This window comes from Nostoc sp., assembly GCF_036916655.1.
Classification (GTDB): domain Bacteria; phylum Cyanobacteriota; class Cyanobacteriia; order Cyanobacteriales; family Nostocaceae; genus Nostoc.
Genome location: NZ_JBALFY010000068.1, coordinates 94,222 through 108,365 on the forward strand (window position 1 = coordinate 94,222; position 14,144 = coordinate 108,365).

17 protein-coding genes are annotated in these 14,144 nt (G+C 43.1%); 6 read left to right on the plus strand and 11 right to left on the minus strand.

Features of this window, described 5'->3' with window-relative positions:
* Positions 1-60 precede the first annotated feature (60 nt).
* From V7L31_RS18630 to V7L31_RS18650, 5 genes are all read right to left on the minus strand, one after another.
* The gene (locus V7L31_RS18630; RefSeq protein ID WP_334697608.1) at positions 61-1,068 is read right to left on the minus strand and encodes an ATP-binding SpoIIE family protein phosphatase; all 1,008 of its coding nucleotides are present in this window, start codon (positions 1,066-1,068) and stop codon (positions 61-63) included.
* Between the two features lies 1 nt (position 1,069).
* Positions 1,070-1,468, minus strand: a complete 399-nt coding sequence (locus V7L31_RS18635) for an anti-sigma regulatory factor (RefSeq protein ID WP_334697609.1) — start codon at positions 1,466-1,468, stop codon at positions 1,070-1,072.
* Positions 1,455-1,868, minus strand: a complete 414-nt coding sequence (locus tag V7L31_RS18640; protein ID WP_334697610.1) for an STAS domain-containing protein — start codon at positions 1,866-1,868, stop codon at positions 1,455-1,457. Before V7L31_RS18640 ends, V7L31_RS18635 begins: the two co-directional genes overlap by 14 nt.
* 13 nt (positions 1,869-1,881) lie before the next feature.
* Positions 1,882-2,757, minus strand: a complete 876-nt coding sequence (locus tag V7L31_RS18645; RefSeq protein ID WP_334697611.1) for an STAS domain-containing protein — start codon at positions 2,755-2,757, stop codon at positions 1,882-1,884.
* Positions 2,758-3,300: 543 nt separating this feature from the next.
* On the minus strand, positions 3,301-3,738 hold the full coding sequence (locus V7L31_RS18650) for a YidH family protein (RefSeq protein ID WP_334697612.1): 438 nt from the start codon (positions 3,736-3,738) through the stop codon (positions 3,301-3,303).
* Between the two features lie 131 nt (positions 3,739-3,869).
* On the opposite strand from V7L31_RS18650, the gene V7L31_RS18655 reads away from it, so the two are divergent.
* Positions 3,870-5,318: a hypothetical protein gene (locus V7L31_RS18655; RefSeq protein WP_334697613.1), complete on the plus strand. Its 1,449-nt coding sequence runs from the start codon at positions 3,870-3,872 to the stop codon at positions 5,316-5,318.
* Between the two features lie 121 nt (positions 5,319-5,439).
* Complete coding sequence (msrA, locus tag V7L31_RS18660) at positions 5,440-6,108, plus strand: peptide-methionine (S)-S-oxide reductase MsrA (protein ID WP_334697614.1); 669 nt, start codon at positions 5,440-5,442, stop codon at positions 6,106-6,108.
* A 397-nt stretch (positions 6,109-6,505) separates the two neighbouring features.
* On the opposite strand, the gene V7L31_RS18665 is transcribed toward msrA, so the two are convergent.
* Positions 6,506-6,679, minus strand: a complete 174-nt coding sequence (locus tag V7L31_RS18665) for a hypothetical protein (RefSeq protein WP_334697615.1) — start codon at positions 6,677-6,679, stop codon at positions 6,506-6,508.
* 64 nt (positions 6,680-6,743) lie between these two features.
* A complete protein-coding gene (locus tag V7L31_RS18670; protein WP_334697616.1) occupies positions 6,744-7,937 on the minus strand; it encodes a serine/threonine protein kinase in 1,194 nt (397 codons plus the stop codon).
* Between the two features lie 184 nt (positions 7,938-8,121).
* Here V7L31_RS18670 and V7L31_RS18675 point away from each other — a divergent pair, with 184 nt between their 5' ends.
* The 3 genes from V7L31_RS18675 to V7L31_RS18685 are packed head-to-tail and all read left to right on the plus strand — an operon-like array spanning position 8,122 to position 8,760.
* Positions 8,122-8,244, plus strand: coding sequence for a hypothetical protein (locus V7L31_RS18675; protein WP_334697617.1), 123 nt, complete (start codon positions 8,122-8,124; stop codon positions 8,242-8,244).
* Between the two features lie 17 nt (positions 8,245-8,261).
* Positions 8,262-8,453, plus strand: coding sequence for a type II toxin-antitoxin system RelE/ParE family toxin (locus V7L31_RS18680; protein ID WP_334697618.1), 192 nt, complete (start codon positions 8,262-8,264; stop codon positions 8,451-8,453).
* The gene (locus tag V7L31_RS18685) at positions 8,440-8,760 is read left to right on the plus strand and encodes an addiction module antidote protein (protein ID WP_334697619.1); all 321 of its coding nucleotides are present in this window, start codon (positions 8,440-8,442) and stop codon (positions 8,758-8,760) included. The genes V7L31_RS18680 and V7L31_RS18685 overlap by 14 nt, the downstream gene beginning before the upstream one ends.
* A 49-nt stretch (positions 8,761-8,809) precedes the next feature.
* Here the strand turns inward: V7L31_RS18685 and rfbB are convergent, their stop codons facing one another.
* The 4 genes from rfbB to V7L31_RS18705 form a co-directional block, all read right to left on the minus strand.
* A complete protein-coding gene (gene rfbB / locus V7L31_RS18690; protein ID WP_334697620.1) occupies positions 8,810-9,871 on the minus strand; it encodes a dTDP-glucose 4,6-dehydratase in 1,062 nt (353 codons plus the stop codon).
* 49 nt (positions 9,872-9,920) lie between these two features.
* Positions 9,921-10,919, minus strand: a complete 999-nt coding sequence (locus V7L31_RS18695) for a glycosyltransferase (protein ID WP_334697621.1) — start codon at positions 10,917-10,919, stop codon at positions 9,921-9,923.
* 90 nt (positions 10,920-11,009) lie between these two features.
* The gene (locus V7L31_RS18700; RefSeq protein WP_334697622.1) at positions 11,010-11,711 is read right to left on the minus strand and encodes a DUF6391 domain-containing protein; all 702 of its coding nucleotides are present in this window, start codon (positions 11,709-11,711) and stop codon (positions 11,010-11,012) included.
* A gap of 389 nt (positions 11,712-12,100) precedes the next feature.
* On the minus strand, positions 12,101-12,364 hold the full coding sequence (locus V7L31_RS18705; RefSeq protein ID WP_099103136.1) for a helix-turn-helix domain-containing protein: 264 nt from the start codon (positions 12,362-12,364) through the stop codon (positions 12,101-12,103).
* 362 nt (positions 12,365-12,726) lie between these two features.
* On the opposite strand from V7L31_RS18705, the gene V7L31_RS18710 reads away from it, so the two are divergent.
* The gene (locus V7L31_RS18710) at positions 12,727-13,704 is read left to right on the plus strand and encodes a carbohydrate kinase family protein (RefSeq protein ID WP_334697623.1); all 978 of its coding nucleotides are present in this window, start codon (positions 12,727-12,729) and stop codon (positions 13,702-13,704) included.
* Positions 13,705-14,144 lie beyond the last annotated feature (440 nt).

Below are 14,144 nucleotides of genomic sequence, written 5' to 3' on the forward strand. Positions count from 1 at the left end.
ACTCATTACTCATTACTCATTACTCATTACTCATTACTCATTACTCATTACTCATTTGCCTCAACTCCCCATTCCTTTCGCAACTAACACCGTCACATCATCCCGCTCTCGGTTAAAGTCTCGGTATAGCACACCTGCAATCAGGCTGGAATGTTTTTGCATCAAGCCGGGATAGCGATCGATCTGCCATTTAGCGCTTAATCCGTCAGAATGCATAATTAAAATTCCGTTGGCATACCAGGGATAGCTAAACTCTTGAATTTTGCGGATTTCATGTCCGACCGTGCCATTGTGAGATAGCAGATGGCGATGCTCAGTAAAGGAGAAAATGCTGGCAGCGATATTGCCAATTCCAGCAAAGCGGATAGACTGTTGTTCAAAGTCGATTTCGGCAATGGCGAGTGCTGCGCCTCGCGTACTTCGCAAGGCGGCGTGGGCAGCTTCGACGATCGCACCCGGAGAACGATGATGATGTTCTTGAAACATTTTCACAGCTGCTTCTGATGCTGACGCAGCCGCAGGCCCATGCCCTAAACCATCAGCTACTAACAACAAGCTACGGCAACTATCGACTTCCGATGCCCAGGTATCCCCTGAAACCTCTTCTCCTCTTACGGGCAAACAGATCGCTCCAATTTCTAAAATCTTCTCAGGTTTATGGGGTGCTGAGTCTAGCCAGATATGGGCGAGGAGCGCTGTACCTTGGTTGGGAACGGAGTAAATTTCCAATAAACCAGAAAGGCGAAGAATTGCACCCATACCATTACCCAAGGTTCCGGCTGTGGAAAAGCCATCTTGCAAACACTCATCCACATCAACCATTCCCCGTCCTTTATCTAGCGATAAGATTTCAATGCCAATTCTAGAATCTTGCTGGAGCGATCGCATTATCACAACTCCGCCGTGAGCGTGCAGCAGCAAATTATTTGCAATTTCTGTCACCACAATCCCAACTTTGCCCCGTTCTGTTTCCTGAAAACCGAGCCTAGTTGCTAAAGCCATCGCCGCCCGTCTAGCTTCCCCAGTTTGGCTAGATTCAGTAATTGTAACAGCGACGGATTCTTTCATTTTATTTCCATCGTACAATTATTATCCGTGTTCCTTCTCCCACCACAGACTGAATCTCAAACTCGCTGGCAAGTCGTTTGGCACCACCTAGCCCCATACCTAAGCCGTTGCCCGTGGTGAACCCATCCTTTAGCGCCAGTTCGATATCGGGAATACCCGGCCCCCGATCTTCAAAGGTCAGCCGGAGTCCTCGTCGTCGCCCTTCCTGAAGGGTTTCTAGCTTAACTGTGCCGCCCCCCCCGTAGTCTAGGGTATTGCGGGCTAACTCGCTGGCGGCGGTCACAATTTTAGTTTGGTCTACTAAGCCCAAGCCAATTTCCACGGCCAGATGGCGCACAGACTGCCGAACTAAAACTACATCTGTAGAAGATTGAATATCGATGGTTTCAGTCTTCTGCATCGTCATCTGCACGCCATTTAGTGGCAGTAATTTGATTTGTGGTTTCATTGAATGACGATCGCAACAATGCCATACCCTTTTCGACGTTTAGGGCAGTGCGAATCCCTGTCAGCGACATCCCCAATTCCACTAGGGTGATTGCTACGGCAGGCTGCATTCCAACAACAACCGTCTCAGCATCTAGCACCCGTGACATTCTGGCAATGTTGCCTAAAATCCTCCCAATGAATGAATCAACAATCTCTAATCCTGAAATATCAATCAGGACACCGTGAGCATGAGTTTGAGTGATGCGGTTGGTTAGGTCTTCTTGTAGCGTCATGGCGAGGCGATCGTGCATATCTACCTGGATCGTCACAAGTAGAAAATTGCCCATTTTAAGTATAGGAATGCTTTCCATTGCTTTCTGCCAGCTATTTGGATTGAGAGCGGTTAATGGTTGTTCCCAACCGTTTTAGCGCCATCAGAAAGGCATCGGCTAAAGTTGCTTTCGTGACTACATTTGTCAAATCAATGCCGAGATAAACGATTGTTTGGGCAATTTGAGGACGAATGCCACTGATCATACAATCAGCTCCCATAAGACGGGCGGCGGTAACGGTCTTGAGCAGATGTTGAGCAGTCAGGGTATCGACAGTGGGAACCCCAGTAATGTCAATAATGGCAACTTCTGAACCAGTTTCGACAATCTTCTGCAATAACGACTCCATCATCATTTGAGTCCGGGTACTATCCAGAGTACCGATTATCGGCAATGCCAAAATTCCCTCCCAGAGTTTAACCACTGGGGTAGACAGCTCCATCAACTCTTCCTGCTGCCGCAAAATTACCTCTTCTCGCGCCTTTTGATACACTTCAATTGTCAGCAATCCTAGCTGATCCAGTAAGTTTGTGGCTAACCACATATTTTCACCCAACTCAATCGGGTCTTGCAATTGCTGACGCATTCGGTTGAAGAGGGGTTGCTTGAACGAAAAGACGAATGTAGCCGTTTCTGAGGGTGTGAAGCCATTTTGCGATCGCGATCGAGAAATGCTGTTGAGCATCTCCCGCATTTCCTGCCACTCCCCTGCCTGGATATTGGTATTGCCCCGCCCAACGGCAATCCGAAACAAACTAAGGAATTCCCGGCACTCCTCCTTTAGCTGTGCTTCTTTAATCAAGCCTCTCCGAGTATTTACAGTGGCTAGTTCTTGAGTCCACTCCGACAGCAAGTCTGCCTCGAAGGTTTCTAATATCTCTGATATCTTACTTTCGCTCATCGTTTCTGTAAGGGCAACCGCTTTCATTAGTTCAAAATCAGTGTATGCTGATTCAGCCCAAGCTGAAAACGACGATTACAAAAAGTCTAAAAGCTTGCTAGATATCAAGTGCGATAAATCCAATGGGTGTGGGAGGTGTGGGAAGAAGTCTTACCCCCCACTCCGCATACTCCGCACACTCCCCCATTGGTGTCAACTTAACGTAAAACCGCTTGTCCGCCGGGAATTGAAATTCCCGTCTCATAGCTAAAGTCATCTGAAGATGACTAAATATTGCCAAAAATCTCCAATCTACTTCAGTAGATTTAAGCTATTAGCCCGAAAATTTATTTCCGGGCGGGCATGGAAGGCAACAGATAAGCTATTTCCAGCTTAAGTTGACACCTTGCACACTCCCCACACTTCTCTTCCATGCGTGAGAAATCCGGGCTGGGTTGGGCTACGCCTACCCTAAGATTGATTGAGGAGCGGCAAAAAAGTTACAAAAAATGCGTCCGTATAAAAAATGAATTCTGACTCCTGAATTCTGACTCCTGAATTTTGTCTCCTGAATTCTGACTCCTGCTGCATTTAATGCAAATTTCGGGACTGTGGTTGAATGGTAAGCGGAGAACGAGAAGGTACTTTATCACGCCTTAAGAGTAAAGGAAGACTGAGAAACCCCAAAGTAATTACTACTCCGCTCATTATCCAAACCATTAACCTATTTGGTCTATAGTTCCCTGCTTCAATTTGCCAGAAAACTCGGTTGTATCGCCATGCAGCTAAGGCAATAGTCGAAATTCCAAAAATTACCAAAGCAACACCCAAGTTTTCCGAGTTAGATAATGGACTTACCGGAGGTTCTTGTTGGGTAATAGCAAGATTCAATTGGCGCAGAAATATACCAAATCGCGCGATCGCAAAACCAAAGCTAATCAATGCAATTGAAGTGCGTAGCCAAGCCAGAAATGTTCGTTCGTTCGCTTGATGCTCCCTTTGACGGTCAATTTTCGGTATTTTATCCATGAGTAGCTTTTAACACCAAGTTGCTCTTTAAAGTATTCGTAATATTGATGAAGTTTCGTAAAAGTCTAATCTAAAAGTGTCCTTATATTTTGGGAAAACTCATTCTATCTATATATATAAAAATCTTTACTATGCTTGACGACAACGATTTTGCATTAGCCTTGGCTATTGACACTTCGGTTGTAGTGCTTGAGGAGCTATCTTTACATCCTCAGCCGGAAGTTCGTGAGGCTGTGGCTAGAAATTCGAATACGCCCACGGAAGTGTTGCTGAAATTAGGTAAGGAGTTTCCAGACGCAATTACGGCGAACCCGATTTTCAATCTTTTGCTGCTGGAAAATCCTGAGAGCCATTTCGTTAGACTCTCTTTAGCGCGAAGCACAACAACTAGTGAAAGTGCGATCGCTCAGTTATCTAAAATCGAGGATGAGGAAATTCTTTGTGCTGTGGCTAGAAATCCAAAAACACCTCTTCACATCCTGGAACAACTTGTAGAAAGCCCGCCTCGTTTCTGCGATGACGAAAATGCTGATGAATCTGATTTCGATCGCCTCTTTACCGCGATCATTCAAAATCCGAATACTTCTGAATCGTTATTGCTTCAACTAGCCGAGCGTGGAAGCAGCTATGTGAAAATGGCGATCACTAACAACCCAAAAGCACCGTTATCCCTGCTCAATACGTTTGCAGATTGGAGAAATTTTTCGATGCATAAAGCAATTGCTCGAAATCCTGAAGCACCAAGCGCAATATTGGAAAAACTAGCGGGAGAAAATGAGAAAGAAATTCGCGATCTGGTCAAAAACCATCCAAATGTTTCGGAAACTGCGATCGCCATCATCAATTTTATCGAGGGAAAACCTGGAACATCCATCGACTTGCTAGAGCGGTTAGCCAGCGATCGACGAGCCTCTGTCCGGCTATTGGTTGCCGCCCATCCCTCAACCCCTGCAAAGGTTTTAGAAAAACTCGCGCAGGATACAGATGAAGATGTACCCTTCAAAGCCGTAAACCATCCCAATGCAACCTCTACCGTTCTAGAGTTTTTTGCAGAGTTCTTGGTTAAGCAACATCAGCGAGTCTCGCGATCCAATCAAGCCATGTATGAAAGAAGTGCAGTTCAATTGGTGAGACGTTCTGACATCACTCCAAAAGTGTTAGAAAATCTGTTGCAGATGAATAAGTATGATGTAGTAAGCGCGATCGCATCGTCTTTGAAAACACCAGCCACTATGCTGCTTGCACTTACCGACTATCAAGAGCGATTTAGCTCAGACATTCATTTTCTCATAAATCTCGCTAAAAACCCCAATACACCCTCAGATGCGCTGGAGAAGCTTTATCTAAAAATCAACCAAACACAGCATCCGAATACAATTGATGGTCTACATGATATTGCTTCTCATCCCAATACCCCTGTCCATTTGCTAGAACAATTCGCAGTTCATTCTTACTACAATCTCCGTGTAACTGTTGCCAAAAATGTCAACACACCGATTTCAATTTTGGAGCGGTTAAGCAATGATTCTAACTCTAGGGTTAGTAGTATTGCAAAACAGGCGCTCAAGGAAAGAGCTTGATTTCAGAACTATTTCTGTAAAGGTTAACACACCCTATTGAGGACTCAGAGAAAATCCCAAGCGATGCCAGAATCTTTACAATAGTAAGTAAGGTAAAGATATATATTCAGAGTCAAAATCAATGGCACTATTCGGATTTGGCAAAAAGTCAGCTATGCCCACACCTGACGAAGCTTTGTCAGGAAGGGCACAATCTATGTCAGTACCCGCCGCTCATTATGTCAACAAGAATCCCTTAAAACCTCCTTTTCCCGATGGATTAGAAAAGGTAATCTTTGGACTGGGCTGTTTTTGGGGTGCAGAACGCAAATTCTGGCAACTGAAAGGAGTTTACACCACCGCAGTCGGTTACGCTGCTGGATTAACACCCAACCCCACTTATGAAGAGGTATGTAGTGGGCGAACCGGTCACAATGAAGTAGTGTTGGTTGTGTTCGATCCCAAAGTGATTAGTTACGCTGAACTGCTCAAAGTCTTTTGGGAAAGCCACAATCCCACCCAAGGAATGCGCCAAGGTAATGATACTGGCACTCAATACCGTTCGGGAATTTATGTATATTCCGAAAATCAAAAGCAGCTAGCAGAAGCATCGCGGGAAGCTTATCAGCAAGCCCTCAACAGCGCAGGTTATGGCAAGATTACTACAGAAATATTGGATGCGCCGGAATTCTACTACGCTGAAGCTTACCATCAGCAATACTTAGCTAAAAATCCCAATGGGTATTGTGGTTTGGGTGGGACAAACGTATCTTGTCCCGTGGGTGTAGTTGAATCGCAAGTTAGTAGTTAGAAATGGAGTTGGTGAGGTAGTCAACTTAACGTGAGTTCGACGAACCTCTCCCTGCCTTGAACTAAAGTTCAAGTCTGTCCCTCTCCGACTCGGAGAGGGATATGTTTTGTCTAAGTAAGTCGGTGCTAATATTTCAAACTATGTTAAGAAATTTAAATGTAGGGTGTGTTGTCGCCAAGCGCAACGCACCGTCAACAATTCAAGGTGCGTTAGCCTACGGCATAACACACCCTACGGTTAATTTATATTTCTTCATATACATTGAATTTTTCTCACTGACTTACTTAGTTAAGAATATTTGTAGGTTGGGTTGAGGCTTTGCGTAACCCAACATTCTGATATATTGTTGGGTTGCGCTCCGCTCCACCCAACCTACGTCTACGTTTAATGCACTATTTTAAGCTTGACACGCCACTACAAAATTGTTGAGAGATTGCTTTTCTAAGTCACTCAACTCAGCTAAATCATGCCGCCATTCTGAAAAAAAATGCTCATCATCTGCAAGTTGTAGGCCAAATTCATCAATAAGTTGGGCTAGGGTGATATCTTTTCCTTGAAGAAGTTGAACCATTTGTTAAACCCTTATACTTATCTGCCTAAAAAATCTTCGCTTGATATTTACCCAAAAGACTGCCTTAAAATACAGATTTCAGCAAAGCGATCGCGCCGACCCACAGCATAATACTAATAGGCGCTCCAATTAGAATCCCAGCGATCGCCCAGCCTCTTTGATGGGCTTTGAATTGCTCAATACTGCGCCACCGTCTACTTTTCCAAGCCCATTCATTGCCTTTTGCCCCAAGTGCGATCGCCATTAAACACCCAACTTGAGGTATAAAACAGAATAGGCCATACCACACTTGATTTGGCCACATCCACAACCAAGGCATCAGAAACGCGCCCCAATTCCAACCGAGAATTTCCTCTGGGACTGTTTCATTCTGATTATTTATCCCGCATCCAGAATTGTTGATTATTTCTTTTAGCGGCAAAAGCTGATTCTTGTTTGCAGATTTGATAGCCAGCCCAGATTTAAGAGCATTTATCGCTTGGTTAGCACTAGTAAATCTTTGTTCGGGAGCCGGTTCTATTAACTTTTGTAGCCAACTAACAAAACTGGGACTGAGATTAACTCGGTCTGTAAATTGCAGTCGCAAATCCTGCTGTGGTAAATCAGAGGGGGAAGTTCCAGTGAGCAAATGAATCAAAGTTGCTCCCAGTGCATAGAGGTCTGAAGCTGGAACCGCGCGACCACCAAATTGTTCCATTGGGGCATAACCATAAGTACCCACAACGGTAAAAGTAACGCCTTCTCTTGCCGCTTTATCCTGAACTGCGCCAAAATCAACTAAATAAATCCGATTATCTTCGCCCCAGATTAAATTACTCGGTTTAATATCTCTATGCAGTACTCCTGGATTCAATTCATGTAGATAGGTGAGAATATTTAAAACCTCAACAGCAATTTTTCTCGCTCGCTTTTCACTAAACCTTTTGCCAACTGCAAGTTTTTCCTTAAGCGACTCACCAGGAATATATTCTTGGATTAAGGCAAACCAGAGGGTGCGATCGTCGATACAAAAATAATCTATATATCGAGGGATGCGGGGATGATTTAACTGTTTAAGAATTTGTGCTTCCCTCTCAAAAAGCTTCAAGTCATCCCACTGCACAGTACCGCCAAAGGCCAAAAGTTTGACTACAACGGTCGAATTTTCGCCATTAGAGGCTTGTAAATCCAATGCTTGCCAAGTTTGGCGAATTCCATTGTTGCCGAGTTGACGCTGGATTTGATAACGATCTTGTAATATTTGTTCTGGTTGCAGCATCTTACACCTGCTGGCAATTTACGTTGATCTGATTCCCTTATATTCAAGGATAGTCATTATCTAGAAAAACTGTGGCAGCCTGGTAATTTATTGAAAGCAGTTGAAGATTCCAATTTTGAGGTTCTCTAGAAAATTACTGCGAATTATTATTCGCATGTGCTATAAATAATAGTAGAGATTAAAAGTGGCCAAAGAAGCACAAGCAAAACAGATTATCATCTATGCCAATCAAGACGGTTACGAGCCGTTTGCAGAGTGGATGCATAATTTACGCGATCAACATACTGCAACGCCTACGCCGCCTTGAACAAGGCAATTACGGCGATGTTGCGCCAAATAGGAGATGGTTTAAGCGAATTGCGAATGTTCTTTGGTTCTGGTTATCGCGTCTATTTCGGTGAAGATGCTGACAATATTGTTGTCGTACTGTGTGGAGGTGACAAAAGCACACAGAATCAGGACATAGAAGACGCAAAAACTTACTGGAAGGAGTACCTAAGCAGTGAGAAAATTTAGAACACTTGATGAATTTGAAGAAGAGTACTTCCGTAAGCACCCAGAAGAAATCGACAATTATTTGACGGAGATATTTCAGGAATATGCAGAAGACAACGATTCCGGTGCGTTGTTGGCATCCTTGCGCGTCGTTGCTCGTGTACGAGGAATTAGTGAGATAGCCGATCAAATAGGCATGACACGCCGGGGATTGCAAAAAGCCTTATCCAGCAATGGCAACCCGCGCCTTGAAAACGTCAATTCAATTATGAAAGCGCTGGGATATCGCCTGACGCCGCAAAAAATTATGCCTCCAGCCGCAGAGTAAATCACAACAGTAATTAGCAATTGTGACACTATTGGGCGAAAAATGTGGGTTACAGATAATTTTTGCGATAGTAAGCTTGATATTGGGCAGACAGCAGAGGTTCCCACCAATCACGATGATTGAGATACCATTCAACTGTTAAACGTAAACCTTCAGCAATTGTTACTGAAGGTGTCCAACCAAGCTGAGTTTTAATTTTATTTGCATTAATTGCATATCTCCTGTCATGTCCCTGTCTATCCTTAACAAAAGTAATTAAATGCTTTGCTGGGCGCACTGGTAAATCAGGTGCTAATTCATCCATCATTTGACACAAAAGTTGCACGAGGTTGATATTTTCTACCTCATTGTTGCCACCGATATTGTACATTTCTCCTGGTTTACCATTATTAATTACCACATCTAAAGCACGGCAATGATCGCCCACATAAAGCCAATCGCGGACATTTTTACCATCACCATAAACAGGTAATGGTTTCCCGATCAAAGTGTTGATACACATTAGGGGAATTAGCTTTTCAGGAAACTGATAAGGGCCGTAATTATTAGAGCAATTTGTGATAATGGTTGGCAGTTGATAAGTATGATAATAAGCACGGACTAAATGATCGCTACCCGCTTTGGAAGCTGAATAGGGACTATTGGGCGCGTAGGGTGTCGTTTCAGAAAAAGCTGCATCATCTGCGCCCAGACTACCGTAAACTTCATCAGTGGAAACGTGTAAGAAACGATAATTAGATGGCTGTGCTTTCGCCTCCCAATATTGCCGAAAAGCTTCTAGTAGGGTGAAAGTTCCCACTAGATTAGTTTGCACAAAAGCAGCTGGCCCAAGAATTGAACGATCGACATGAGATTCAGCGGCAAAATGGGCGATGGTATCAATATTTTCCGTTGCTAATAGGTTGTCTATGATGGTGCGATCGCAAATATCCCCCTGCACAAACCGAAAATTCTCTCCACCCTCAACCTGCGCCAAGTTCAGACGATTCCCCGCATAGGTAAGAGCATCCAATACCACCACGCGATCGTTAGGATAAACCTGACACCAGTGATGTACAAAATTTGCCCCAATAAACCCCGCCCCCCCAGTAACTAATAACCGCCGACTCATTCAATTTCCTCTCTTCTCTCTGTGAACTTTGCGCCTCTGCGGTTTGTTTCTATAACTTAAAATATTTCTTCCTCAGCTTCCCATATATCCTCTGAGAAAGTAATTTCGCCATCCGTATTTTCGTCAAACTCTTAATATTAGATGGCTGCTGAATTTTATGATCAAAAAACTCATTCAACTCATCCAGAATAACTTGGAAACGCTGAATAATATTTTCAGTCCGATGTTCAACCAAAAATTCTTCAGATAAGCTAACTGCTCTCGAAGACTCAATCACCTTCAGAATACGTTGAACATCATATTCTTGAGAATATGCAGCAATTTTATAGCAATTAAATCCCGGATCTAAGTAATCAGCCAATCCACCATTTACACTAGAAAATACTTGACAGCCACAGGCAAGAGCTTCCATTGGTTGTAGACCAAATCCTTCACTAACGCGCTGTTGTGCCCAGTACTCGGCAGAATCATAGAGGTAAACCTTAGCTCGGTTGAATAGTCCAGGTAAATCTTCTATGTATGAATCCACAACCAATACTTTACAACGTTTTTGCAACGCTGGAATCAATTCTTTAATTAAATACTCAGAAGACTTCCGAGCTTGAACTAAAACATCAATATCTCGTTCTAGACCTAAATTTTGAAACTCATCAGAAATTTGATTTGGCAAATAATAAATCAGAGAATTAGGTGATTTTTCTCCCCAATATCCCATTGTATAGCGGCTCACAGTCACGATTGGAATACTTGCAGGTAGTCTAAATGGATAACCTGCGCTATGTGCGTGGTAAACGACATTGTATTGCTTAAGTTTAGCCACCAGTTGAGCTATATCAAATCCCCAACTGATGACAAAAATTACATCATTTAAATTTTTCTCTTCTAACAAATCATCGAGAAAAAGCTTATCTTTTTCTCGTTGACGGTAAGTTACAACATCAGCACTACAGAAATTCTGAGCCAGATTAAGCGCTTTTAACTCAGCCCAAAGACCACCACAGGCAAACTTGCTATCTGTACCGGGGAGTAAGAAGTAAAGTTTTCTCATAATTTTTTTAGGGGGTTGGGGAGTAGGGAATAGGGAATGGGGGAAGAGAAGGGAAAAATATCTTGTTCATCCTCCTCATTTCCCTTATATCTACTCTTGCCAGCCCACTTTAACAAAATGTGCCTCACGTCCCCAAACGTCGCGTGTACGGGTAATATTTTCAATTGCTAGGTTAAAAGGAATGGCAGTTGTTAGGTAACGCTGTGCTATAGAACCTAAATCAGGTGCGAGTTCTGCGGCTGTTGTTGCTGCTAACCCCAAACCGATAAGTTGCTCGATTGGTCGAAATGGTAACAACAGATGCACACTCACAGCTAGTCCAGCTGTTAAGAGCATTGCTACTGATAAATTTGTGCCACAACGGGGATGTACAGCCAAATCCCATTCTCCGCGGGTGATGCGATGTCGAGCAAGTGTGACTGCACGCCGCAAATCACTAATATTTACCTCACCATAGAGGTAGAATCCATGTTCAGTAGACAAACCGCCTAATAGCTCATTATCTAGTTGAACATTAGTAGATTCTCCTCTAGCAGGATAGGCACTTTTTGATTCGCTAAGAACCCAAACAGTAGCGTGTTCTAGGGCATGAACCTGCCGCAGCATCAAAATTTCTTTCAACCCTGGAATAAACGATAGCTGTCTGAGTAAGTCGGCATCTTGTGTGGTTTGCGGAAAGTCTGAAGATTGGTCTTCAAGACTCGGAATTTTCTCAGATACAGGTGTCGTAAAATCAAAGTTGAAAAATTCAAAGGGAGACGAGCTACCCTGAAAAGAAGCGGAAGTATTCATTGGAACACTACTCCCAAAGCCGATGTGGCAACATAGATTTCTTTCAAATGTAACGCTTGCACCACTGAATTGTTGCTAATTTTTGTAGATGATTTTTTTAGTTAGGGGATGGGGCATTGGGCATTGTAGATGGTTCTTCCTATTCCCCATTCCCCATTCCCCATTCCTACATCTGTTCTGCTGAATTAAGAAATGCTGATCTTTATAGTTTCCGAGTCCGAGGGTCAGCTGGCTCCACTAACATAAAATCCGGCTGAGTGAAGGACTCGGAACTTTTGGTAGAGTGTTCACACTGAAAACTTAGGCGTAAAGATGGGAAAATCAGTAAAGCTCAAATTGGCTTGTAACTATACCAGACCAAAGCAATTACGTTGCTACTAGTAAATCGTTTATTCGATCTGGTTAGGCAGAGTACAGCAATTGACATCGTTCAAACAGACTTTGCCCCACTGTAAAGCCCAGCGGACAAGGGCTACTCGATTATCTGTCTCGGTCTTGGTGAGAATATTACTGATATGGTTATCAACTGTACGCTTGCTAATCTCCAGTTTTCCTGCAATCTCTTGGTTAGTTAAGCCAGCGGCTACTAAGTCGATAATTTGCAGTTCTCTGTCTGACAGACTAACGGGGGTCTCGGACTTGCCACCAGCCATGACTATTTCTATCCTCCCTTGGTATATGTACTCAATCGCTCTTTCTAATTCTAGAAGATTCTTTTCTTGGTAGGGGTTTCAAGTGTTAGCAGTAATAAGATTGTCAATATTTTCTTTGGATTTCAAGTTGGCATCCAGATAAAATACTCAGTCTCGAAAGTAATAAATATAGCTCAATTAAACGAAACTGTCGTCTAAGCACTTAGCTAAAATCAGTGAGATTAAAAGCATCTACATATTATATAGGTAGTAAAAATTGCCATTTAATTCTATTAAGGACTGGCGACAGATTAGCAAAAATTATTGTAGATTTTATACTGTCAATTCCTAATCCTAAATCGAAATCTAAAATTTAAAATGAGATGAGCAATCCCCGTGTTTTGTGCCTTGGTGAAATTTTGTTTGATTGTTTAGCCGATCAATTGGGGCTAAAGCTGGAAGAAGTCAAATCTTGGACTCCCTACCCAGGAGGGGCACCTGCTAATGTCGCCTGTGCTTTAGTCAAGTTGGGGACATCAGCAGGATTTATTGGAGCTGTTGGCGAAGATGAACCAGGGAATGCATTGGTCAAGCTATTACAAGATGTAGGTGTAGAAACGACGGGGGTACAACGCCATCCCACAGCGCCAACGCGGCAAGTTTATGTTACACGGGATCTGGCTGGCGATCGCACCTTTGCCGGATTTGGTCAGTATGATACTTCTGAATTTGCCGATACTCGCTTGCAAGCTAAACAATTGTCAAATTCGCTGTTTCAAGAGGCAGATTTTCTGGTTTTGGGTACTTTGGAATTAGCCTATCCTGAAAGTGAAGAGGCAATAAACCGCGCTTTAGAGTTAGCAGAACATTACGACTTAAAAATTGTGCTGGATGTCAACTGGCGTCCTGTATTTTGGCATGAACCAAACATTGCCCATCAAAAAATTCCAGAATTAGTTAAGCGAGTTGATTTTCTGAAACTCTCCAAAGAAGAAGCGGAATGGCTATTTGAAACCGCAGATCCCGGAGCCATTACTTATCGTCTAGCTTCCATTGAAGGGGTATTGGTGACAGATGGGGAAAACGGTTGCACTTATTGTCTGGGTGAGAACGAAGGTAAATTACCCTCGTTTTCCATTCCTGTAGTTGATACAACTGGTGCTGGAGATAGCTTTTTGGCAGGATTTATCCATCAGTTGAGTCAGAATGGCATCCACGGCTTGCGGGATGCAGAAATCGCAAAACGCATTGTCACTTATGCTAGTGCAGTTGGAGCGCTGACTACCATTAAAGCAGGTGCGATCGCTTCTCAACCTACAAATGCTGAAGTTGAAGCTTTTCTAGCCACACATCAACTTTAGAAGTTAGCACAAGCCACTGGAATATCAGCCACCAAAGGCTGATATTCTCAATAATCGGTCAATAAATAATTAATGGATAAATTCACTGTAGAGACGGCGATTTATCGCGTCTATCTAACCGTCAAAATGAATTTAACAGACTAGTACCGCAAGGCGGAATTAAAAATTAAAAATGAATACAGCGTAAGCATTTCATTGATTTGAAATGGGTGGTTTATTTACGCCGTGTTGTACTATAGCGGTTCTCGAATCGAAGCAATACACAATAGGGCACAGCAATGCTGTGCCCCTACAAATGGTCTGTATTCTATGCAATTAAGAACCGCTATAGTAGTTGGACTCTACAAAACGCATTAAAAGTCTTGAACATGAAAAAAACATTAAATCTTAATGATTTAATTATCTGTATAAACAGCAATCCTGATACATATAAGTGAATA